General features: G+C 25.0%; 19 protein-coding genes and 1 pseudogene. 3 read left to right on the top strand and 17 right to left on the bottom strand.

All coding sequences use genetic code 11. The annotated features are described in order from the left end of the window. Window positions 1-39: 39 nt before the first annotated feature. A pseudogene (locus AMN88_RS03445) lies at window positions 40-894 on the top strand (lyase family protein); the annotation flags it as partial. Here the strand turns inward: AMN88_RS03445 and AMN88_RS03450 are convergent. Beyond that, the gene (locus tag AMN88_RS03450) at window positions 882-2,372 is read right to left on the bottom strand and encodes an AsmA family protein (RefSeq protein WP_075536432.1); all 1,491 of its coding nucleotides are present in this window, start codon (window positions 2,370-2,372) and stop codon (window positions 882-884) included. The pseudogene AMN88_RS03445 and the gene AMN88_RS03450 sit on opposite strands and share 13 nt — an antisense overlap. Window positions 2,373-2,406: 34 nt before the next feature. Here AMN88_RS03450 and AMN88_RS03455 point away from each other — a divergent pair, with 34 nt between their 5' ends. Together AMN88_RS03455 and AMN88_RS03460 are read left to right on the top strand one after the other, a co-directional pair. Then, on the top strand, window positions 2,407-4,443 hold the full coding sequence (locus AMN88_RS03455; RefSeq protein ID WP_075536433.1) for an ATP-dependent helicase: 2,037 nt from the start codon (window positions 2,407-2,409) through the stop codon (window positions 4,441-4,443). Then, window positions 4,440-6,134, top strand: coding sequence for an aminopeptidase P family protein (locus AMN88_RS03460; RefSeq protein ID WP_075536434.1), 1,695 nt, complete (start codon window positions 4,440-4,442; stop codon window positions 6,132-6,134). Before AMN88_RS03455 ends, AMN88_RS03460 begins: the two co-directional genes overlap by 4 nt. Here AMN88_RS03460 and ligA read toward each other — a convergent pair. The 16 genes from ligA to rsmH are packed head-to-tail and all read right to left on the bottom strand — an operon-like array spanning window position 6,117 to window position 24,991. After that, window positions 6,117-8,147 carry an NAD-dependent DNA ligase LigA gene (ligA, locus tag AMN88_RS03465; RefSeq protein ID WP_075536435.1) on the bottom strand — a complete coding sequence of 677 codons (2,031 nt, stop codon included), beginning with the start codon at window positions 8,145-8,147 and terminating at the stop codon, window positions 6,117-6,119. The genes AMN88_RS03460 and ligA overlap by 18 nt on opposite strands. Continuing rightward, complete coding sequence (locus AMN88_RS03470) at window positions 8,140-8,997, bottom strand: outer membrane protein assembly factor BamD (RefSeq protein ID WP_075536436.1); 858 nt, start codon at window positions 8,995-8,997, stop codon at window positions 8,140-8,142. Before AMN88_RS03470 ends, ligA begins: the two co-directional genes overlap by 8 nt. Before the next feature lie 48 nt (window positions 8,998-9,045). Beyond that, the gene (gene lpxC / locus AMN88_RS03475) at window positions 9,046-10,059 is read right to left on the bottom strand and encodes a UDP-3-O-acyl-N-acetylglucosamine deacetylase (RefSeq protein WP_256997790.1); all 1,014 of its coding nucleotides are present in this window, start codon (window positions 10,057-10,059) and stop codon (window positions 9,046-9,048) included. After that, window positions 10,031-10,735, bottom strand: coding sequence for a hypothetical protein (locus AMN88_RS03480; RefSeq protein WP_075536437.1), 705 nt, complete (start codon window positions 10,733-10,735; stop codon window positions 10,031-10,033). Before AMN88_RS03480 ends, lpxC begins: the two co-directional genes overlap by 29 nt. Next, window positions 10,728-11,399, bottom strand: coding sequence for a cell division protein FtsQ/DivIB (locus AMN88_RS03485; protein WP_075536438.1), 672 nt, complete (start codon window positions 11,397-11,399; stop codon window positions 10,728-10,730). The genes AMN88_RS03480 and AMN88_RS03485 overlap by 8 nt, the downstream gene beginning before the upstream one ends. Further along, the gene (locus AMN88_RS03490; protein ID WP_075536439.1) at window positions 11,377-12,291 is read right to left on the bottom strand and encodes a D-alanine--D-alanine ligase; all 915 of its coding nucleotides are present in this window, start codon (window positions 12,289-12,291) and stop codon (window positions 11,377-11,379) included. Before AMN88_RS03490 ends, AMN88_RS03485 begins: the two co-directional genes overlap by 23 nt. A gap of 1 nt (window position 12,292) precedes the next feature. Then, complete coding sequence (gene murB, locus AMN88_RS03495; RefSeq protein ID WP_075536440.1) at window positions 12,293-13,198, bottom strand: UDP-N-acetylmuramate dehydrogenase; 906 nt, start codon at window positions 13,196-13,198, stop codon at window positions 12,293-12,295. Beyond that, the gene (murC, locus tag AMN88_RS03500) at window positions 13,195-14,592 is read right to left on the bottom strand and encodes a UDP-N-acetylmuramate--L-alanine ligase (RefSeq protein WP_075536441.1); all 1,398 of its coding nucleotides are present in this window, start codon (window positions 14,590-14,592) and stop codon (window positions 13,195-13,197) included. Before murC ends, murB begins: the two co-directional genes overlap by 4 nt. Next, a complete protein-coding gene (locus AMN88_RS03505; RefSeq protein ID WP_075536442.1) occupies window positions 14,582-15,646 on the bottom strand; it encodes a UDP-N-acetylglucosamine--N-acetylmuramyl-(pentapeptide) pyrophosphoryl-undecaprenol N-acetylglucosamine transferase in 1,065 nt (354 codons plus the stop codon). Before AMN88_RS03505 ends, murC begins: the two co-directional genes overlap by 11 nt. Before the next feature lie 3 nt (window positions 15,647-15,649). After that, window positions 15,650-16,771, bottom strand: a complete 1,122-nt coding sequence (locus AMN88_RS03510; protein WP_075536443.1) for an FtsW/RodA/SpoVE family cell cycle protein — start codon at window positions 16,769-16,771, stop codon at window positions 15,650-15,652. Then, on the bottom strand, window positions 16,758-18,056 hold the full coding sequence (gene murD, locus AMN88_RS03515) for a UDP-N-acetylmuramoyl-L-alanine--D-glutamate ligase (RefSeq protein WP_075536444.1): 1,299 nt from the start codon (window positions 18,054-18,056) through the stop codon (window positions 16,758-16,760). Before murD ends, AMN88_RS03510 begins: the two co-directional genes overlap by 14 nt. Next, complete coding sequence (gene mraY / locus AMN88_RS03520) at window positions 18,056-19,141, bottom strand: phospho-N-acetylmuramoyl-pentapeptide-transferase (RefSeq protein WP_075536445.1); 1,086 nt, start codon at window positions 19,139-19,141, stop codon at window positions 18,056-18,058. Before mraY ends, murD begins: the two co-directional genes overlap by 1 nt. Next, the gene (locus AMN88_RS03525; RefSeq protein WP_075536446.1) at window positions 19,142-21,985 is read right to left on the bottom strand and encodes a UDP-N-acetylmuramoyl-L-alanyl-D-glutamate--2,6-diaminopimelate ligase; all 2,844 of its coding nucleotides are present in this window, start codon (window positions 21,983-21,985) and stop codon (window positions 19,142-19,144) included. It lies immediately after the preceding gene. Window positions 21,986-21,987: 2 nt separating this feature from the next. Continuing rightward, window positions 21,988-23,679 carry a peptidoglycan D,D-transpeptidase FtsI family protein gene (locus tag AMN88_RS03530; protein ID WP_075536447.1) on the bottom strand — a complete coding sequence of 564 codons (1,692 nt, stop codon included), beginning with the start codon at window positions 23,677-23,679 and terminating at the stop codon, window positions 21,988-21,990. Further along, the gene (locus AMN88_RS03535) at window positions 23,679-23,984 is read right to left on the bottom strand and encodes a cell division protein FtsL (RefSeq protein ID WP_075536448.1); all 306 of its coding nucleotides are present in this window, start codon (window positions 23,982-23,984) and stop codon (window positions 23,679-23,681) included. The genes AMN88_RS03530 and AMN88_RS03535 overlap by 1 nt, the downstream gene beginning before the upstream one ends. After that, a complete protein-coding gene (gene rsmH / locus AMN88_RS03540; protein ID WP_075536449.1) occupies window positions 23,981-24,991 on the bottom strand; it encodes a 16S rRNA (cytosine(1402)-N(4))-methyltransferase RsmH in 1,011 nt (336 codons plus the stop codon). The genes AMN88_RS03535 and rsmH overlap by 4 nt, the downstream gene beginning before the upstream one ends. Window positions 24,992-25,007 lie beyond the last annotated feature (16 nt).

Below are 25,007 nucleotides of genomic sequence, written 5' to 3' on the forward strand. Positions count from 1 at the left end.
ACAAATATTTTTAATAAGTCTGATCTGATCATCTGAATCAATAATAGTAAAATTGGAAGAACTCATTTACAAGATGCTACTCCATTATCTCTTGGACAAGAATTTTCAGGATATCATTTTCAAGTTAAAAAAAGCATTGAAAGAATAGAGTATGCTTTAAAGGAAATACTATTTCTTGCGCAAGGAGGCACAGCTGTTGGCACAGGAATAAATTCAAAAAAAAATTTTGATAAAAAAATTGTAAAAGAAATTGCTAAATTTACAAAAATTAAATTTAAACCAGCTCCAAATAAATTTGCAGAACTTGCAGCACATGATGCAATTGTAAATTTTTCAGGTGCTTTAAATACATGTGCGGTAGCTTTAATGAAAATATCTAATGATATAAGATTTTTAGGTTCAGGCCCTAGAGCAGGTTATGGAGAATTAATTTTACCAGAAAACGAGCCAGGTTCATCAATAATGCCAGGTAAAGTAAATCCAACACAATGTGAGGCTGTAACTATGGTTTGCGTTAAAGTTATTGGAAACCATAACGGAATAACAATGGCAGGTTCACATGGACATTTTGAGCTAAATGTTTTTAAACCTTTAATTGCTCATAACATCTTGCAGTCAATAGACTTAATTGCTGACAGCACAAAGAATTTTGCTCTTTATTGTGTTAAAGGAATAAAAGCTAACAAAAAGAAAATACAGGAGCATCTTGATAATTCATTAATGCTTGTTACCGCACTAGCCCCACATATTGGATATGATAATGCTGCAAAAATTGCAAAAACTGCACTTAAAAATAATACAACTTTAAAGCATGAAACCTTAAAGACAGGACTAATAACCGAAAAAGACTACAATAAAATTGTTGATCCTAATAAGATGATTTACCCAGCATAGCTCTTAATTGCTTGGTTTAATAAGTTTTTAAAATAAATTTTATTTTGTAAATCATCTTTTTTTAAAATTACATTACTTAGAATTTTATTAACATTATCATTAATTTTGTTGTCAATTTTAATATCTTTTAACTCGGCTATTTTTTGGTCAAAATTATAAGTAAAATTTAAATCAATTTGATTAACTTGATTTCTATAATTTTTTGGTGTTAAGAGGAATTTATATAAATTATTATAATCTCTAATTTTTATCTTTAACTTTCCATCCAAAACCAACTCTCCATTTCTAACAAAAATCAAACTATCGAGTAATTCAAAATCTGCTATGTCTTTCCATTGAAATTTTGTCTTGTCTGTATCTATTAAACCTTCTTGAATTTTTAAATTTAAACTAACATTTTTAAAGTTCGAATTTTTATAAACACTTTCTGCATTTATATTTAATTTAAAATCAATATTTTTATTATTTAATATTTCTGTTTTTAAAAATTGAGCCAAAACAGCATTAGAACCAAATAGATAATTTAAATTTATTTGATCTGAATTACCTTCTAAATTTGCAAAAAAAGGTTTGAAATTAAATTTGCCTTTATAGCTAACATCTGGTTGATCAATTTTATCAAATATATGAAAATCAAATAAATTTTTTTCAATTTTATAATCTACAAGTCTTTTTATTTTATTTAAATTAAGCTTTGATTTACCAATTTTTATATTATTCTCAAAGATCAATTCATTTTCAATATTGAGCTTCATTAAATCAAGATTAATTGTAGATAAATTTTTCTTGTTATCTTCACTAAAAAAAGATTCTACTGAAAAAGGAATATTAAATATTTCATTTTCTGAATAGAAAATATTTTTTAATTCTTTTGATTCAAAATAATATTTCATCTTAAAAATTTTAGCTATAAACAAAACTTCATCGTCTATATGTTTAAAAAAAACATTGCTATTATTAATTGTTATATTTCCACTTTGGAAATCTCTATTTAATAACTTTATAAAAAAATTATAGTTTTTTGTATTAAGATTAAAATTTGCGTTTTCTAAAATCATATCTCTTATTTTAATATCCTTTATTGAAAAAAGATTATCAAATGATATGAAAATTTTTAATTTACTAATTTCAGCAATTTCTTTTTTATTATCAAGAATTTTAGAGTCGGTAGTTATGAAATGAGGTCTAGGAAAAAAGTTATATTTTATATTTTGAGAAAATTTAAAATTTAAATCATATTTGACTTGCAACTCATTTTTTAACTTTTTTGAAATATCAGTTTGATTGAAAAAAGTAGGTAATAATAAATAAGATACAGAAATAACAAAAAGTGCGACAAAAGTTAAAATTATTTTATTATTTTTAAATAAATAACTTAAATTTTTAGAATTTAACTTGTTTAAATTTTTTTCTAAAAGATTATTAATAAATTTATTAATGTTTTTTAAATGTTTTACAAAAGAATTTGTTTTACTCATAGCAATCAAGAAATCTTATAAAGGATTATTTTAAATGATAAACAAAGATTATTTAGAAAATTTAAATGATGCCCAAAAAGAAGCTGTTCTTCATCTAGATGGCCCACTTTTGATTGTGGCTGGAGCCGGATCTGGAAAAACAAAAGTTTTAACTTCTAGAATTGCTAATATTATTAAAGAAAAAAAGGCATTTCCAAATCAAATCTTGGCAGTAACATTTACAAATAAAGCTGCTAAAGAAATGCAAAATAGAGTCAGCAAAATACTCGGCTCTACCGCAGTCGGACTTTCATGGCTAGGCACATTTCATTCTATTTGTGCGAAATTATTGCGAAAACATGCATCTGCTGCGAATCTTAATTCCAATTTTACTATTATTGATTCAGATGATCAGATCAGACTTATTAAAAATATTTGTAAGGCTGAAAATATTGATATTAAACAATTATCTCCAAGGTTTATATTAGCAATAATTGATCGTTGGAAAAATAAAGGATTTTATCCTAATGAAGTAGTAATAAATAAAAAAGATCTTTATGAAAAAACAATTCTTCCACTTTATAAAACTTATCAACAAAAATTAACAGACCTTAACTCTTGTGACTTTGGAGATCTTATTTTGCATGCTGTTAAAATTTTAGAATTTAATACAGATATTAGAGAAATATATTCAAAAAATTTTAAATATATTCTTGTTGATGAATATCAAGATACAAATTTTATTCAAAGTAAATGGCTTAATCTCCTTTCAGAAAAAAATAAAAATATTTGCTGTGTAGGGGATGATGATCAATCGATTTATAGTTGGAGAGGTGCGGAAATAAAAAATTTTTTAGAATTTGATCAAGTTTATAAAAATACAAAAGTAATAAGATTAGAGCAAAATTATAGGTCTTCTCAGAATATTTTATCTGTGGCTTCAGACATTATTTCTAATAATCAAAATAGAGTTGGGAAAACATTGATTACTACAATGGAAGAAGGTGATCCAGTGCAATTAAACTGTTTTAAAAATGGTAAAGATGAAGCAGTTGGGATTTCTGATGAAATTGAAAAAAAAATAAAAAAAAAGTTTTCGTATAATAATATTGCAATTTTAGTTAGGGCCATTTTTCAAACACGTGAATTTGAGGAAAGATTTCTTAAAATTGGTATGCCTTACAGAATATTGGGTGGTACAAAATTTTACGAAAGAGCTGAAATTAAAGATTGTGTTGCATATTTAAGATTAATTCATCAGGAAAAAGATGACTTGGCTTTTGAAAGAATAGTGAATAACCCTAAGAGATCAATAGGTGACAGTACTTTAAAAAATATTCATGAGTTTTCTAAGGAAAATAATTTAAATTTAGAAAGAGCATCAATAAAAATGCTTGAACAAAATTTAATCAAACCAAAAGCTAAAATTGGTCTTAGTTTATTTATCAATTCTTTGACGAAGTGGAGAAATGATTTATTTGAGAAAAAATCAAGTCATGTAAAATTATTACAAATTGTTTTGGATGAATCAGGATATTCAGCAATGCTAAAAAATAAAAAAGACTTGGATAATGAAAATAGATTAGAAAATATTAAAGAGTTATTAAGTGCAATGAAAGAATTTGACAATCTAGAAAGTTTTTTAGAACATGTTTCTTTAGCAACGTCTGTAGATCAGGAATGGGATGGTGAAAAAATTAACATGATGACTATGCACGCAGCAAAAGGTTTAGAGTTTGATGTTGTATTTTTACCTGGATGGGAGGAAGGGTTATTTCCACACCAAAAATCTATCGAAGAAAAAGGTCAAAATGGCCTAGAGGAAGAAAGACGGTTAGCATATGTAGGAATTACAAGAGCAAAGAAAAAAGCTATAATTTCCTTTTCAATGAATAGATTTTATCAAGGAGATTGGATTGATAGTATGGCTTCAAGATTTGTTGATGAACTTCCAGAAAAACATTTAGAAAAAAACTCCTTCTTTGACGAGGAAATTAATAATGATGATGATTTTGATTTTAATCAAGATTTTGAAATTGAGGAAGGTACAAGAAGTCCTGGTTGGATAAGATATCAAAAGAGAATTAAATGAAAAATTATTTAAAAGAATTAAGAAATAAATTTAAGAAATATGAAATTGATGGCTATGTGATTCCAAAAAATGACGATTATTTTACAGAATATTCAAAATTAAATCGATTAGAGGTAATCTCAAACTTTAGTGGATCTGCTGGCTTAGCCATAATTCTTAAAAATAAAAATTATTTGTTTACTGATGGAAGATATACAATTCAAAGTAAAATTGAGAGTGGAAAAAATTTTAAAATTTATGGATTTGAAAAATTAATAAATTGTAGTTTGTTTAAAAACCTTACACTTGGCATAGATCCAAAGTTATTTACCAATACTCAAATTAAAAATTATTTTTTAAAACATAATAAAATAAAATATATTGAAAAAAATCTAATTGATGAAATTAAAAAACAAAAAGAACATGCTTCAATCCCATTTTTTTCTTTAGATAAAAATATTGTTGGTGAAAGTATTAATTCTAAATTAAATAAAATAACTAAATATTTAAAGAAAAATAAATGCGATTATATTTTTATTAGTGCGCCAGAAAATGTTGCGTGGACTTTAAATGTGAGAGGTGGAGATGGCCCCAACAGTCCAATTCCCAATTCAAGATTGATAGTAAGTAAATCAAAAAAAATACTACTTATAAGTAATCTTAAAAAGTGTAAGCAATTATTAAAAAATAAAATTATAAAGAAAGATGAATTTTTAGATGTAAATACTTTACCAAGTAAAATACTGTATCTTAAGGGGGGGAGCTTTATTATAGATGATAAATCTTGTTCAATATTTTATGAAAATTTAATTAAGTCTAAATTTAAGATCTTAAAAAGAGAAGATCCAATTTATCTCTTTAAAGCAATCAAAAACAAAACAGAGATTAGGAATATGATTAATGCTCATATCTTAGATGGAGTAGCATTAACAAAATTTTTATTTTGGATAAAAAAAATTAATAAAAAAAAAATTACAGAAGTAGAAGCAGCTAAGAAATTAGAAAATTTTAGAAAATTAAATAAAAACTTTCTATATCCTAGTTTTGATACAATAGCGGGCTCAGGAAAAAATGGTGCTATTGTACATTACCGTGCAAAAAAGGAAAACTGCAGAACTATTAATAGAAATGATATTTTACTATGTGACTCAGGTGGGCAATATAAGTATGGGACAACTGATGTCACAAGAACAATATGTTTTGCTAAACAGAAACATAGTATCAAAAATATTTTCACAAAAGTATTAAAAGGTCATATTGCTGTTGCCACGACTGATATTAATAAAGATAACACAGGTAAAAAAATTGACAAAAGAGCGAGAAAATTTTTAAATAAAAGTAACCTAGATTATGCGCATGGTACAGGACACGGTGTTGGTTTTTTTCTTAATGTTCATGAAGGACCTCAATCTATTACGAAAATAAATACAGTAAAAATAAGAGAGGGTATGATTTTAAGTAATGAACCTGGGTATTATAAAACCAATGAATATGGAATTAGGATTGAAAATTTAGTTTATGTTAAAAAAATAAAAAAAAATTTGTCATTTCAAAATTTAACAATGGCACCTATAGAGAAAGATTTAATAAATTTTGATTTATTAACAATTGATGAGAAAAATTATCTGTTTAAATATCATTTAGAAGTTTATTCAAGGATATCAAAATATTTAAATCCAAAAGAGAAAAGCTGGTTAGCTACTTTTATTTAGCATTTTCAAAAATTCAGTTTGGTCAATTACTTTTATTTTTAACTGTTTGGCATAATCTACTTTTTTTTTAGTTGGTTTTTCACCAATAATTAAGAAATTTAGTTTTTTTGATACACTACTAATTGTTTTTCCAGAATTTTCCTCAATCAGAGATTTAACTTCTGCTCTACTAATCCCATTTAATTTTCCAGTAACTAAAAAAGTTTTATTTTTAAATAAACCATTATCTGAATTTTGGACAGCATTATTAATTATTAAAATTTTTTCTAATTCATTCAAAACTCTTATATTCGATTTATTTGAAAAAAAACTTTTTATAGAATTTACTTGTGTTTCACCGATACCATCGATGTTTAACAAATCTTCATAATCACTTTGAATAGATAAATTTTTAAATTTTGAAAATGATATGAAATGTTTTGATAACAGTTTTGCGTTCTCTAATCCTATGTGTCTAATTCCTAACGAGTAAATAAATCTTTCTAGTGAAATATTTTTTTTTTGATTAATTGAATATATTAAATTTTTAACAGATAATTGACCCCAACCATCTAGTTTCTCAATTTTTGAATAGTCTAGTTTAAATATATCTTGAGGAAATTTTATAAATTTTAATTTCCAAAAATTTTCAACAATTTTTTTACCAAACCCATCTATATTAAAAGCCTCTTTTGATACAAAATGTTTTAATTTTTCAATTGAAATTTTATCACAATAATAACCTTCACTAGTACATCTTCTTACAGCATCATTTTTTTTTGTTACTGAATTATATTCTTTTATTGCTTGTGATCCACATGATGGACACTTTTCTGGAAATACAAATTTAACACTTTCTTTTGGTCTTTTATTTTTATCAACTGAAAGAATATGGGGTATTACATCTCCTGCTCTCTCGATAGTTACTGTGTCTCCAACTCTAATATCTTTTCTATTTATTTCGTCTTCATTATGTAATGTTGCATTTGACACCACGACACCTCCTATATTTATAGGTTTAATTTTTGCCACTGGCGTTAAAGCCCCTGTTCTTCCTATTTGTATTTCAATTGACTGAATTTTAGAAATAGCTTTACTAGAGGAAAACTTATGGGCTATTGCCCATCTTGGGGCGTTTGCAACATTTCCTAATCTTTTTTGTAATTCAAAATCATCAATTTTGTAAACTATGCCATCTATATCGAAATCTAAATTTGCTCTCTGTTGTTCGACCTCATTATAATTTTCAATCAAATTTTTAATCCCAGTAATAATCCTATTTAGAGGATTGATTTTAAAACCCCAGTTACTAAGTTTTTTCAAATAATCAGATTGTTTTTTAAGTTTTAAACCTTTTTCAAAACCAAACGCATAAGCAATAAATTTTAAAGGTATTTTTTTTGTATCTTGAGGATTTTTTTGTCTCAAAGACCCAGATGCTGCATTTCTTGGGTTTGCAAACTTTTCTTTTAAGTTTTCAAAATCACTATTTTGAATAAAAACTTCACCCCTGATATCAATATCCTCAGGAAAATCTTTAGATAAAATTTTCTTTGGAATATCTTTTATGGTTGCAAGATTATTGGTTATGTCTTCACCTTCTTTACCGTCACCTCTAGATAATCCTGTTTTAAATTCACCATTTTTATAATTTAAAGATGCTGAAATTCCGTCAATTTTTGGTTCCGCACTGTAAAATAGCTTAAAATCTTTTTCCTTAGAAATAAAATTCAATATTTTTTTTTCAAAGTTAATTAGGTCATTTTCTGAAAATGCATTAGAAAGTGAAAGCATTGATACTCTATGCAATATTTTTTTAAAATTTTTTGAAGGCCTGTACCCAACTATTTTTGAAGGAGAATCTTTAGAGTCTAAAAAATTATATTTTCTCTCTAGTTCTAATACCTCTTTTTTAATATCATCATATTCTTTATCTGTGACCTTAGGTTTATTTTTTTCATAATAAAATTTATTTAGTTTATTTATAAATTTTATTTTTTTTATATAATTTCTTTGAATTTCTATTTTATTCATTTTGACTTAAAATAGATTTAAATTTTTTCAAGATTGAATAATTTTTTTTTTTATCTTTTTTTAATTTTTTTTTATTCTTTTCATACATCTTATCAAAAACACTATATGATCTTTCGTACCATTTCGAGGATTGATAATTATAACCAAGAAGCTTAGCATATTTTTTTGCTTCATCCTTTAAACCAATGGTATAATAAACCTCAACTAATCTATGTAGAGCTTCTTCTGTGTAGATTGTAGTTTCATACTCATCGATAACTGCTCTGAATCTATTTATTGCTGGTATCCATTTTTTTTTTTTAAAATAATATCTTCCTATATACATTTCTTTTGATGCCAATGTATCATTGATAATATCTATTTTAAATTCTGCATCTAATGAATATTCAGTTTCAGGATAATTTTTAATTAAAAAAATAAATTTTTCTTTTGCTTTTATTATTGTTTGTAAATCTTTTTTTTCGTCAATTATTTGTTCATACCAACACAAACCTAACAAATAATAGGCATAATCTAAATCTTTATAAAAAGGATAAACTTTAACGAACCTTTGCAACTCAAGAATTGCATCTTCATAATAGTCTTGAGAATAGTAGGAATATGCTGCCATCAACGCAGATTTTGGTGCCCACTCAGATTGTGGAAATAACACTTCAGCTTCATTAAACTTTTTTGCGGCAAATAAAACATCGCCTCTTTTTAAAGAATTTAATCCTTCCTCATAAGCTTCCAAAACTTGCAATTCTAAATTTTTTTCTTGGATTACTGATTTAACTTGTTTTTCTTTTGCACAAGAAATTAATAGTAAAGTTGAAATTAATATTAAAAAAATAAACCTGACTATTTGCATAATAATTTTATAATTAATTAATTGATAATTTTAAAGTTATCTTTTTAACTAGGCAATATGTCTTAATAACTGTTTATTTATTAATGTGTGAGGAAGATTTTTTTCTTTTATCTCTAAAATTGAAAAATTATCTCTATTTTTGAATAATTTTCTGAGAAGTTGATTAGTCAGATAATGTCCTCCTTGAGAACATTTTATACTGGCTACTATTCGATATCCAGATGTATAAAGATCTCCAATGCAGTCAAGAATTTTGTGATTTACAAATTCTTTGTCATTTCTTAATCCTTCAGGGTTTAAAACTTCGTTATCCTTTACAACTATCGCATTCTCTAAACTTCCGCCTTTTGCAAGTCCATTTTTTTTAATTAACTCGATATCCTCAAATAAACAAAAAGTTCTTGAATTATAAACGTCTGCCAAATCATCCTCATAAACTTTAACTTTGTTTCTTTGATTTCCTATAATTTGATTTTTGTATTTTAGCTCGAAATCTATTTCCAAGCTTAAAGTTGAAGGTTTGATTGAAATAAACCTTTCACCATCTGAATATTGAATTTCTTTATTTATTTTAATTATTTTAATTGGTTGTTCGCTTACCTCTATCCCTGCTAATATAATTTTTTCAATAAAAATTTTTGCTGAGCCATCTAAAATTGGCACTTCTTCATTATCTATTTCAATCAAAGCATTATCTATTCCTAATCCAAATAATGCGCCCATTAAATGTTCTATAGTTGATACTTTTACTCCAAATTCGTTTTCTACTGTCGTATTTAATGAGGTATTAGATACATTCATAAAATTAGGATAAACAAAGTTATTTGATTTTAAATCTACTCGTTTGAATACAATCCCAAAATTAGGATTTGCTGGTTTAATACAAATATTTACATCAACACCATTATGAAGAGCTACACCACTGAATGATACATTTTTTTTAATAGTTTTTTGAGTTAAATAAGACACAAGAATTTTATAATTTGAAAGCACTTGAATTGAAAAACAACTAATATTACCAGAAAAAACAGTTTTAACTGAAAAGTTGAAAAAATTTCTCAAAAAAACCGTAATTTTTGGTTCTTTTTGGTACTAAAGTAACTTCATTATGATTATGACCGGACTTTATTTTAAAGGCCATTTGAATGAGACTTAGATCATCACCTTTTAAAAAAGTCTCAATATAATTTTTGTCCAAACACTTTATTATTTTGACCTGGTATTTTTCTAAAATATTATTGACTTTAGATATAAACTTATTTTTTATTGATTTGAACTGTACCTCTATACAAATATCATCAGCATTTAAATCGTTTACATAACTTAAATGATAAGTGCCATCAACTAAAATTCCTTTTATTAATATATGCATAATTTGTTGATCCTGATAATTTTCAACAAATAAATCTTTAATTTCTTTAATCGTATTTTCGAGATTTTTTTTATTTAAACTTTTATCGTAATTTTTTTTCTTCAAACTTATGTTGATATTATTAATTTTACTACTATCAATTATCAAAAAAATATTTTTTACAAACTGGTTAATTAATTTTTCGATGATAAATATATGTTTATCTAAAAATTTATTTAAATTACTTAAATCAGGATTGACACCATCACTATATATTTTTTGCTCTTGATTATATAAATATTTTAGATTTTTTGTATCAATTAGATAAATTCCAAATTTATTTGGAGTAATTACTAAATAAGTTTCAAAATCTAACTGATCACTCATTTATTATAATTTGATTTTTTATTCTTGCATCGATTACTGTAATATTTTGCGAATTATTAACTTTGATAAATTGATATACACTTTCAATTGAATCAGTAATATTTTCATTTGGAAGTTTTATTATAATATTATTTTTAAGTTCTATATCCCATCTTTTTGATGGAAAAAAAAATAAATTTTTTATTTGGTCATATGTAAAATTAGATTGATCTATGTTTTTTTTAATTTTTAAAAATTCTTTTATATCTGGTTTGCCAAAAATAAAAGGTAGCTCTCTAATATGATCATTCTTAATTAGTTTACCATTTGAACCAATTATAAATATTTTACCATCGTAATTAATCTTTGCTAAAAACCTAGTTTTTTTTATTTTTATATCCAATGTTTCAGGATATTTTTTGGAAATTTTATAATTTTCAACCAAAGAATTTTTTTCAATTAAATTTTTAATTTCATTACTTCTAAGAAAAAAAATATTATCTAAACTTAAAGATTCTATATTTTTTAAAAGGTTATCACTTTCTCTATTCTCTAAACCATAAATATTAATGTTTTTAATTTTTGGAAAATTTAATTCATTTATTGAAATATTATTAATCGAACCAAACATAAAAAGTAAAAAAATATATATTAAAATTTTTTTACTTTTTCTTTGATGCATCATTTAAAATCCATTCAATTAATTTTAGAAAACTCATTCCTTGATATGCTGCAATTTCAGGTACAAGTGAAAGTTTGGTCATACCTGGTTGAGTATTTATTTCTAAAAGATAAAATTTATCATTAAAAAATTTAAAGTCAGATCTTGTAACGCCCCGACAACCAATCACTTTATGAGCCCTATATGCCATATTCATAACCATATCCATTTTACCTTTGGGTAAATTGATTGGAATTATATGTTCAGTTTTTGCATTAGAATTATATTTTGCTTGATAATCATAAAATTTTCTTTTTGGCTTAAGTTCTATTGCACCTAGTTTTTTATTTCCCATTATTGCAACTTGTATTTCTCTTCCACCAATAAATTGTTCGATCATAACTTTTTTGTATTGTTTGATTGAATTAAGAATTTTAATTATATTTTTTTCATTACAAATATACACGTTAACACTTGAACCCTCATTTAAAGGCTTTACCACTACTGGAAATCTTAATTTTTTTTTTATTTTATTTATTAATCCTTCATTTTTAGTATCGTAAGAATGAGTAAAAAATTTTGGTGTATTTATTTTATTTTTAATAAATAATTTTTTTGAAATTTCTTTGTCCATTGCAATAGACGATGCAATTACACCTGAATGTGTATATGGAATTTTAAACCTCTCTAGAATAGTTTGAATATAACCATCCTCACCAAATTGACCATGTAATGCATTAAAAATTACATTTGGTTTAAAAAATTTAATATTTTTTTCTAAATTATGATTCGGTTCTGTGATTTTGACTCTATATCCATTTTTTTTAAGCTCATTAGCAACCTGTTGCCCTGTATCAAGACTAATCAATCTTTCTTTAGAAATGCCTCCAGACAATATGAGTATTTTTTTTTTCAATTTATTCTAAAATTTTAATTTCTGTTTCTAATTTTATACCTGTTTTCTTAAACACGCTTGCAGACACAAAATTTATTAATTTTTTCATGTCTTCAAATTTAGCATTACCTTTATTTACAAAAAAATTACAGTGTTTTTCAGAAATTGATGCATCTCCAAAAGATTTTTCTAATGGCACAGACTCTTTTATTAGTTGCCAAACTTTTTTATCAGATTGATCTACAGGGTTTTTAAATGTACTACCACTTGTTTTAATTTTTGTTGGTTGAGCTTGCTCTTTTTTTTCTTTAAGTAGCCTTATCTCATTCTTAATTATATTCTTATCTTTTTTAAAACCTTTAAATGATGCACTTAAAAAAATAAGATCTTCAGACAATCCGCTATCTCTATATTTAAAATTAATATCTTTTGCTGGTATAGTTATTACCTGACCTGATTTATTTACTGCCTGAATAGAAACAAGAATATCTTTAAATTCTCTTTGAAAACAACCTGCGTTCATTTTAATACCACCACCTATTGTTCCAGGTATACAAGAGAGAAACTCAAAACCACCTAAACTATTTTCCATTGCAAATTCAGATAAAGATTTATCTGTCACAGCACTACCGGCGACTATGATTTCTTCAGAATGTAAAGAAATATTATTAAAATTTTGAGTAAGTTTTATTACAACTCCGTCAAATTTAGAATCAGTTATAAGTGTATTGGAACCAGCCCCTAATATAAATATTTTTTCTTTATCTTGAATTTTTTTAAGAAACTTAATTAATTCTCTTAAATCATTAGCTTTATAGAAAGCTTTAGCTTTACCTCCTATGTTAAACCAATTTTTTTTTTTTAGATCATAATCTAACTTTAAATTATTACTAAATTCAGGAATCAGCTCTTTTAAATTAATTTTCATGATAAAAATTTTGGTAATTCTCGCATCCAACTCGAAATAGTTCCCGCACCCATTCCTATAACAATTTTTTTTCCATGTATATTTGCTTTTATGAATTTCGCTAATTGAAATTTGTTGTCTACTAAAAATAATTGAACTTTTGAATTTTTAATTATTTCTTTTGCAAAATTTATATAACTAAATCCAAGCTTTAATTTTTCTCCAGCAGTATAAATTGGAAATAAAATAACTTTTTCTGCATCTTTAAAAGCAAAGGTAAATTCTTTTTTTAAATCTTTTAATCTTGATATTCTATGTGGTTGGAAAATACATATTTTTTCATAATCTTTATAAACATTTTTTACACCATCCAGCACTTCTTTGATTTCTGTAGGGTGATGGGCATAATCATCATAAAAATCTACATTATTAAAATTGAAAATTTTATTAAATCTTCTTTGAACTCCTTTAAAATTTTTAAGTCCTTTTTTTATATTATTTATTGGCAGACCCACAGTTAACGCTAATGCAGCTGCAGCTACAGAATTTTTAATATTATGAGTTCCTAATAAAGGAATTTTGAATTTTTTAATTATTTGATTTTTCTTATTAGGTAATTTTATATTTAAGTCAAACTCAGAGTACTCTTTTAATTGTTTTATATTTTTAATACAAAAATTAGATTTGTTATCCATACCATATGTATAGAAGTTTTTATTTTTGATATTTTTAATTAAATTTTTATTATTTTTGTCATCTAAACAAATAAATGATTTTCCAAAAGAAGGGACCTTATTTACAAAATTTTCAAAATATTTATTTAATTTATCCATAGTTCCATAATAATCCATGTGCTCTCGATCTATATTGGTGATGATTGAATATGTTGGAGGTATAAATATAAAACTTCCATCAGACTCGTCTGCCTCTAATATAGACCAATCACTTTTACCAAGCTTTGCAGAATTATTAATTGAATTTATTACTCCACCATTGATTATTGTAGGATCAATTTTTGTTTCTTGAAATATAGATGCTATCAAAGATGTTGTTGTGGTTTTACCGTGTGATCCAACAACCACAATATTTTTTGTTAAAGAAACAATGTTGGCCAGCATTTCTCCTCTTTTATAAATTGGTAATTGTTTTTTTTTGGCAGCAACAAACTCTGGATTATTTTTTTTAATAGCTGAGGATATAACTAGGATAGTTCCCTTATTTATATTTTTTTTCTTATGTCCAATAAAAACTTTTATTTTTTCTTTTCTTAATCTTTCAATATTTTTATTATTTGAAATATCACTTCCTTGGACTTTAAAACCTTTTCCTTTCATTATTAATGCTAGGCCACTCATACCTATTCCACCTATTCCAACAAAATGTATCAGTTCAGATTTTGCTAATTTAATTTTCATTAATAATTTTTAGTATTTTTTGATTAACATTATTCCATGTATTTTGATAATTTAATTTCTGTAAATTATTTTTTTTTGTCATGTAATCCTGACTTTTATTTGTCAATTCTAATAAAAATTTCTCAAATTTTTGGTCGTCAAAATTTTTTTGATCAATTATCCAACAACAATCCTGTTCCTTGTAATATTTTGCATTTTCATACTGGTGATTATCTTTTGATGACGGAAGTGGTATTGCTATAAATGGAATATTTAAAAAAGATAATTCAGCTAAACTTGAGGCGCCTGCTCTCGTTATGCATAAATCTCCCTGCTTTAAAACTTCATTAAGATTGTGATCAAAACTGAAAACTCTACTTTCAATATTATTTTGTAAATAAAAATCTTTTAAAAAATTTATATTTTTTTTGCTTGTTTGATGAATAATTTTTATAGATATCTTTTTTGCTATACTCGCAAAGCATTTATATAAAAGCTTATCAAAGATTTTTGCACCCTGGCTACCTCCTATTATTATAATTGTGAATAAGTTATCATGTTTTTGATACGTATTGGTTTTGTAATATTCTTTTCGTATCAAAGGTTTAATGGTATTTAATTTATGATTAATTCCAGATGGTAAATTAATTAAATTCTTTGAATAGCATATTAATTTTCTTGAAAAATTTAAAAAAAATTTATTTGCTCTTCCAAGAACCATATTTGGTTCAATTAAAAAAATATTAATTCCCAACATTTTCGCTGCTAAACATAGTGGTAAAGACATATAGCCACCTGTAGAAATTAAAATTGAAATATTATTTTTTTTTAAAATAAAAAAAGATTTAACAGTTAGAAAAAGTATTTTTAAAAATAAAAAAGGAAGTAGAAAGTAATTATTTAATTTTGGGGTGTTGATTACAAATACTTTGTAATCCTGGTCTAAATACGCAAGGCCTCTTATATCAGTAGAAATATAGGTTTCATGTGTATGCTTTAAATGATTATAAATTGTAATTGCTGGTATCACATGACCTCCGGATCCACCTGTGGAAATTAAAACTTTTTTTGTCATTTATTAAGTTATTTTTCTTTTTGTTAAGTTTAAAATTATTCCAGCTAATATTGATGTACTTATTATCGATGAACCACCATAACTTAGAAAAGGTAATGTCATTCCAGTAGTTGGAAATAATCTTATATTAACGCCCACATGAATTGTGGCCTGCATTAATATTAAACTAATTGATCCTATTAAAATGAGTTTAACTTTATCATTTGTCTCAAAACTTATTTTTTTAAAAACCATATAAATTAAGATCAAAAACAATAATAATATTAACATTATGGCAACAACACCAAACTCTTCAGAAATTACTGAAATAATGTAGTCAGTATGAGCTTCGGGAACTCTATTTTTAAGAACTCCTTCACCTATACCTTTTCCAAAAAAGCCTCCACTTGTAATTGACTCTATTGCTTTATCAGATTGGAAGTTATGAGTACCTGTTTCTCTATTAAAAAATGAAAAAATACGTCCTTCAATATAATCAAACCTTGGAACATAAATAATAAGATAAGTAAGCAAAGACGCACCAGCAAAAAATATTGCTAAAAGAATATATATATTAATTCCTGATGTGAAGATTAGAACTGCCCAACAAAATATCACTAATAAAGTTTGGCCGATATCTGGTTGAGCTATTAACAGTAAAGAAATGAGAGATATCAAAAAAATAGATACTAAATACTTAAATAAAATATTTGATTTAATATCACATAAAATAGTTGCTAAAATTATTACCAAAAATGGTTTTAGAACCTCAATTGGCTGAAACCTTGGTAAGAATAATAAGTCTATCCATCTTTTAGACCCTTTAACTTCAACTCCAACGAATGGTACCAAAAATAAAGAAATAAGCGAAATAAAAAAAAGAAAAATAGAGTATTTATATAATTGATTTGAATTTAAAGAGGAAAATATAAAAATAAGAGATATTCCAATTAACACATAAATCAAATGTTTAAAAAAGAAAAAATAACTGTTGGTATCTAACTTATCAGAGGCTATTAGAGAAGTTGAAACTAAAGAAAAAAATAATCCAATAACAAATAATAGACTTATTAATAAAAAAATAGATTTGTCTATGTTTTTCCACCATTGATAATAAAATTTGTAAACAATACTATCGCTTTGCATTTATATACTTTTTAATTATTTGATTAAAATAATACCCTCTATCTTCAAAATTTTTGAAACTATCAAATGAAGCTCCAGCTGGACTAAAAAAAATAATATTTTTTTTAGATTGTTGAATATTAATTTCTGAAAAAATAACTTTAAGAGTTTCTTTTAAATTTTTAAAATTTTTAATTTTTAATCTATTTTTTAAAATTTTCATAAATTTTCTATGATGTGATCCAAAAATATAGGCTTTGATATTTTCGCACTTTATTTTTGATAGTTTAAATCTATCTCCTTTTTTAGGAATTCCTCCTAAGATCCAATATGCATGATTTAAATTTTTTAATATATTTTCCGAGGAAGCAAAACTTGTAGATTTAGAGTCGTTAATAATTGTGAGATTTTTTTTATTAAATATAATTTGTTGTCTGAAATCTAGGCCTTTAAATTTATTAATAGTTTTAATTAATTTTTTGTAATTAAGTTTTAATCTTGGAGCAATTTTTAATATAAATGATAAATTTTCTTTATTGCCATCAGATAAAAAATATTTATTAGTAATTTTATTAAACTTTTTATCTATACTTGAGGTCTGTACCCTATAAATTTTTGAGCTATATTTATTTTTATTTAATTTTTTAGTTATTATTTTATCCTCTTTTTTTACGTATGCAAAAGATCCTCTTATTTGAGATTTTAATAATTTAAATTTTGCATTCACATAATTCTTTAAACTTTTATGTCTTTCAATATGGTCTTCAGTTATGTTTAAAATTACTGCATATTTTGATTTAAATACGCTACTGTATTCTAACTGATAAGAAGAAGCCTCTATTACAAAGATTGTTTTTTTTGTAATATTTTTTTCTGATAATGCTGGATTACCAATATTCCCAATAAGTCTTGAGTCTCTTTTTTGATCGATTAAAGCATCATGTAAAATTTTAGCAGTTGTAGATTTACCGTTAGTTCCGGTAATTGTAATACTTTCATTGTTATAAAATGAAAACAAAACATCAAGGTCAGTATGAATTTTTTTTAAATTTTTCTTTAAAAATTTTGATAATTTACAATTTGAGATATCAATTCCAGGACTAATAATAATTCTATCAAAATTTATTTTTTGAATTTGCTCTAGTTGAATAATTTTTTTTTTAATTTTTAATTTAATTTTTTGATTGTCATCAAACAAATATACATCAGACTTGTTTTTTAAAAAATTATAAGATGAAATGCCGCTCTTTCCTAAACCGTAAATTAATATTTTTTTTCTTAAAAAAATATTATTAAATATTTTCATTATCTTAATTTTAAGGTAGCTAAACCAATCATTGCTAGGATGATAGAGATAATCCAAAACCTAATTACAACTGTAGACTCTGGCCATCCCTTTTTCTCAAAATGATGATGAATAGGCGCCATTCTAAAAATTCTTTTTCCAGTAAGTTTAAATGAAATCACTTGAACCATTACTGAAATTGCCTCTAGTACAAAAAGTCCACCAGTAATAGCTAAAACTATTTCATGCTTTGTGATAATTCCTACTGCACCTAAAGATCCTCCAAGAGATAATGAACCTGTATCACCCATAAAAATTTTAGCAGGTGGAGCATTGAACCACAAGAAACCTAGACAAGAGCCAATAATTGCCCCACAAAAAATTGCTATTTCACCTGTTCCTTCTATGTAGGGTATTTGTAAATAATTTGAAAATACGATGTTTCCAGTAACATAACTTATAAATGCAAAACATGCTGCAACTAATATTACGGGTACTGTTGCTAGACCATCTAATCCATCCGTAAGGTTAACAGCATTAGACGAACCAATAATCACAAATATTGCAAATGGTATAAAAAACCATCCAAGGTTTATGATTAAATTTTTAAAAAATGGAAAATATAAATTATTTAAATCTTGATAATCGTTTAAATAAACAAAAAAGCTTACACCAATAATTGCTAATATTATTTGTGAAGTTATTTTAAACTTTGAAGAAATACCTGATGAGTTGCTATGTTTAATTTTCTTAAAGTCATCATATGCCCCTAATAAACCAAAAGTAATTGCTATGTAGATACAGAATAAAATATTAATATTTGATAAATCTGCCCAAAATATTACTGATACCAATAAGCCGAATAAAATTATTAAACCTCCCATTGTTGGTGTACCAATTTTTTTAACTATATGATCTTCGGGTCCATCGTCCCGGATTGGATTTAAAATTTTTTGTTTTGAAAAAAATTGAATAAAAGGACCTCCAATAATCAGCACAATAACCAATGAAGTAAAAAAAGATAAACCAGTTCTAAAAGTTAAATATTTAAATACATTTAAAAAACTAAAGGTATCAACAAAATTTAATAAAAATTGATAAAGCATTTAATGTAATCCTTTCAAATCTTTTACTATGTCGTTGAATCCTGTCGCAAGTGAGGCTTTAATCATTAAATAATCATTATTATTTAAATCTTTTCTAATCAATTCAATAATTTGAGATTTGTTTAATAAAATCCTACCTTTTTTAGCTTTTGAGATATTTTCAAATATTATTGAAGCCAATTTTCCTTTTACAAATACCTTATCTATCTTGGTTTGATTTATTATTGGGGCAATAGATTGATGAAGTTTTTTAGAATGACTACCAAGCTCTAACATGTCACCAATTAATAAATATTTTTTTGATTTTTTGGAATTTATTTTATCAAAATTTTTTATTGCTGATTTTAATGATAGAGGATTTGAATTATAGCTTTGATCAATTAAATTAATTTTTTTATTATCAATTTTTAATACAGAATGGTCTCCTCTTCCTCCAGGAATTTTGAAATTGAGAAAAATATTTTCATTAAGTTTAAATACGTTTTTATAAATACTAATAACTGCTAAAGCAGAAAGTGTATTGTATGTATTGTTTTGAAAATCGTTAGATACTGTGAAATACTTTTTTTGATTGTTTAATCTAATATTAATTCTAAATTTTTTTCCAAAGGACTTTATATTAATTAATTTAATGTCCGATTTCTGACTTTTAATACCAAAAGAAACTACTTTAATTTTATTTTCTTTGGCAATTTTTTTATGTAATTGAAAAAAACCATCATCTGCATTTAATACAACATAACCATAAGGTTTTATGTTGTTAATAATTTCAGATTTTGCCAAAGCAATTTGTTTAATATTTTTAAAATTTTTAGCATGTGCATAATTTATATTTGTTATAACACCAACATCTGGTTTTATTATTTTTGACAAATAATCAATTTCACCTTTTTTATCCATTCCTACTTCTAAAATTCCAAATTCATCATTTTGTTTTAAATTAAAAAGACTTAAAGGAACTCCAAATTTATTATTATAAGATTTTGGGGAAATGCTTACTTTTGAAATTTTACTTAATACATTGCCCAATAATTCTTTAAGTGTAGTTTTGCCACAACTACCAGTGATAGCTATAATATTTGTATCAATACTTTTTCTAAAAGTTTTTGAAATATCTGTTAAAAATTTTAAAGTATTTTTTACTTTAATCTGTCGACTTTTATTTAATTTATTTTGAATTTTATTTACTACAGCTAGCGATGCTTTTCTATTGAATGATTGTGCAACATATTTATTACCATCGTTTTTTTTTCCTTTAATAGCAAAAAAAATATCATTTCTGTTAACTTCTTGAGAATTAATTCTTGCTGTTTTTAAAGATATGGAAGCAGACAATTTTTTAATTTTCGCTGCCTCTTTAACCACATTTAATTTTAAATTATCTGATAAATTATTATTTTTATGCTTAATAGCATTTAGAATGACCTTTCTATCTGAAAAGAAAATTTTCTTATTTCCAATATCTTGCGTTTTCTCATGGCCTTTCCCGGCAACCAACAAAATATCACCTGAATTCAAATTATAAACAGCTTGTGTTATTGCTATAGCTCTATTGGGTATTTCAATAATTCTCTTTTTTTTAATTCCCTTTTTTATATCTCTTCTTATTTTTTGAGGATTTTCAAATCTAGGATTATCATTAGTTAAAATAATGTTATCTGCAAAATTACTAGCTATTTTACCCATTTTTGATCTTTTGTTTTGATCTCTATTTCCCCCACAACCAAATAGAACTGTGATTTTTTTATTAGGAAATTGTTCTCTAAGATTTAAAAGACACGTTTTTAAAGCATCAGGCGTATGAGCATAATCAAGAATTACTTTAGATTGATTTTTAATTTTACCAATTTTTTCAAATCTACCCTCAACTGGTTTTAATTTTGGAATTGTATTTAAAACTTTATCTAAACTAATACCGCTATATTTTGCTGCAATTATTGCCATCAAAACATTTTTTAATTGTATTTTTCCAATTAAATTTAAATTTATGTCCCTTATTGAGCTATTTAATTTAATTCTAAGAAATTGAGCCTCTCCTTTAAAATTATGAGATAAAAGCTCTAGATTATTTTTCTCATCATTAAGTGTATGCAATTTTAATTTTTTATTAATTGTAATTTTTTTTATGTTTTTAAACTCGGGTATTATTTGATCTGTAATTACATTTCCTCTTTTTTTAATTAGATTTTGAAATAAATAAAGTTTTGCTTTTAAATAATTTTTTAAATTTTTATGATAATCAAGATGATCCTGAGATAAATTGGTGAATATACCAGAATTAAACTTTAAACCATCTAATCTATTTTGTTTTAAACCATGGCTTGATGCTTCCATAATTACATTTTCTATTTTTTTATTTTTTAACTTGCCTAATATTTTAGCCAATTTGATTGGATCTATTGTGGTATTAGATAAATTCAAATTAATACTTTTTGATTTAACACCTAATGTGCCAATTGAAGCACCTTTTTTTTTATTTAATTTTAATATTTGATAATAAAAATCTGCAACTGATGACTTTCCGTTTGTACCAGTAACTGCAATTAAATTTTTTGGTTTTTTATTAAAAATTTTAAAAGCAGTTTCAGATAATAATTTTCTTACATTATTTGTATGGATATACAAAATTCCGTTTTGGAATGGATTTGTTTTTCTTTCAGTTACAATAATTTTAGATCCTTTTTTAATTGCTTTAGGAATAAATTTATTACCATCAATATTATTTCCTTTGATTGCAAAAAAAATATAATTTTTTTTAATACTCTTCGTATCAAATGAAATTCCTGAAAAAGAAAAATTTTTATAATTTTTATTTATGTTATGAAAGTAGTTTCCTAGAAGCATATTTAATTAACCTCTATATATTTTGTGGCTAAAATAGGCCCAATATTATCTATGACCTTTCCGGCCACCTCAACTGATGTCCATCCAGCACTATTTTTGTAAGTTCCTTTCCATCCACCATCTCTATGTCTATATTTATAGTAATAATCTTTCGATTTTTTTGGATCATCTAACATTACAACAAAAACAAATTTAGGTTTTGAAGTTGGAAAAATTGAAGCAAAAGTATTTACCTTTCCTTTTGAATATACCCCATCTAGAACTTTATCTGCTGTTCCTGTTTTTCCTCCAATTTCATAATTAGGAACATTTGCAAATTTTGCTGTCCCCTCTTCAGTGTTTACTATTTTTCTTAAAGCGGTAACTACTTGCTCTGAAACACCTTTGTTTAGCAACCTATTTCTCTTTGTATTTTTTTCTGTATTTCTAATAATAAGAGTTGGATTAATTTGAAAGCCCCCATTAGACAAAATTGCGTATCCTTTAGCTAATTGAAGAATAGTAGTTGCTATTCCATGTCCATAAGATGCTGTTGCTAATTTACATTTACCAAACTCATAATTTTTTTGAGGAGCAACTTCTTCTATATCAAATGTTACCTCGCTAAGAATCCCTACTTTTTCTAAAAATGATTTAAACTTTTCAGGACCAATTTTTTGTGCGATTCTAACTGATCCAACATTTCCTGACCTAATTAATATTTGCTCTGCAGTCAGATCTGATGGAATTTTATTGTCATACTCTCTTATTGGAAAACCATAACAACTTAATGATTTTGGTAAATTTAAAAATTCTGTTTCAGGTTTTATTAATTTTTCATTAAGAGCATTTGCATATGTAAAGGCTTTAAATACAGAGCCGAGTTCATATGTTCCTTTGGTTACCCTGTTAATATAATTCACATCTGTAATATTTTGTCTTTCATTTGGATTAAAATCTGGCAAAGAAACTAATGATAAAATATTGCCATTATTAACATCCATTAAAATGGCTGCACTACCTTTGCTTTGAAAAATTTCCTGATATTTGATTAATTCTCTTCTAATTAAAAATTGAATATCTTTATCTAATGTAAGTTTAATAGGTTTTTTTGATTGTCTAAGTTCATCGTTCAATGATTTTTCTAATCCCGAAATACCATTATTATCATCATCTATCTGACCTAAAACATGACTAAAAAGATTTTTTTGTGGATACATTCTTAATACTCTTTCTTCTGGAACTAAAGATTTGTCTCCTAATTTCATTATTTTTTCATAATTTTCCTCTGAAATTTTCTTCTCTAAATAAAAAAATTTCTTAGTTTTTATTTTTTTTTTAATTTCATCAAAATTTTTATCAGGAAAAATAATATTTAAACTTAGAAGTAATTTTCTTTCATTGATTATATCTGAAGTTTTTAAACCAATATCAATCGATTTAACTGTCTTAGCTAAATAATTTCCATTAATATCTATGATATCTGCTCGATAAAGCTGATTTTTAGATCCAGGAAGATTATTGATGTTTTCTAATTTACTTTTTCGTGAACCTAAGTGAATTAGATGTATCGTGTATACTAAATATATAATAAAAAAAACAAAGAAAATAAAAGCTACACGATTAAATTGAATATTTAATCCATTTTCTTTTTTCTTAAATGTAAAATCACTTTTATAATCCTCTATAATTAATTTCGATTTATTATCAGCCATTACTCTTTAATAATTTTAAAATTTTGAATTTTATTTATATCATCTGAAATATTATAGATTTTTATATCGTTTATATTTATTTGAATTAACTCATCCTCAAAATACTGAGACTGATATTCAATTAACCTTTCTGAGGAACTTAAATAATCATACTCCAAGGATACATTTTCAAATTCAGACTTTAAAACTCTAATATTCTCTTTTGCTGTAAATATTTCATCTTCAATTTGTTTAGTCGTATTTTTTATTATTGCAGTTGATAGGACTAATAAAAAAATCACTAGAGCCAAAGCAAACTTTTTCACAGTTTGTCTCCATAATTTTCAATTTCTATATAATTTCTGAATTGCTCCTCTATATCGGTTTCAAAATCATAAAAATCAGTTTTTTTTATTGCATATCTAAATTTAGCAGATCTAGATGGTGGATTTTCGCTTACTTCTTCTTCTGAAGGAGTTATTGGTTTTTTGTGAATTAAATTAAATAATGTATCTGCTTGTTTTACAACAGGGCTATATCGTGAAATACTTTTATTTTCAGAGAGACTTTTAAAAAAATATTTTACTATTTTATCCTCTAAAGAATGAAATGTAACTACTCCTAAAATCCCTCCTTTTTTTAAAACTTTAGCGGCATTAATAAGTCCAAAAATTAGCTCACTTATTTCTTTATTTACAAATATTCTAAGAGCCTGAAATACCTTGGTTGCATTATGAACTTTAAAATTTTTTCTTTTTTTTGATTTATCAATAATTTCAACTAAAATTTTTGTATCAATTTTATTTTTTAATCTCTCTTTTATAATATTTCGTGCAATGTATTTTGCTTCTTTTTCATCTCCAAAAAATTTGAAAATCTTTTCTAACTCTTTTTCATCAAGTTTATTAATTACATCTTCTGCTGAATAATTATTTAAACCCAGCTGCATATTTAATTTGCCATCCGATACAAATGATAATCCTTTTTGTGGGTCTTTAATTTGAGTATAAGAATAACCAAGATCAAAAATTATTCCTCTTATGTTTTCATTTTTAAGCTTTAAATTATTTAATTGACTAAATTTAATATTTTTAAAAATAAATCTATCTTCAAAGTTTTTTTTTAATTGATTGGCAATTTTTTCACTCTCTATATCTCTATCTAGAGCTATTACTTTTGTATTTTTAAAATCTAAAATTTTTTTGGAATAACCACCTTGACCTAAAGTACAATCGATAAATGTGCCACCATGTTGAGGGGAAATAACGCTAATAATTTCTTTTAGCAGTACCGGATAATGCTTTTGCATTTTCGGTACTATGGTGGCGTCCATTTATCTCTTGGAAGAC

This window comes from Candidatus Pelagibacter communis (assembly GCF_001180165.1).
Taxonomy (GTDB): domain Bacteria; phylum Pseudomonadota; class Alphaproteobacteria; order Pelagibacterales; family Pelagibacteraceae; genus Pelagibacter; species Pelagibacter ubique_P.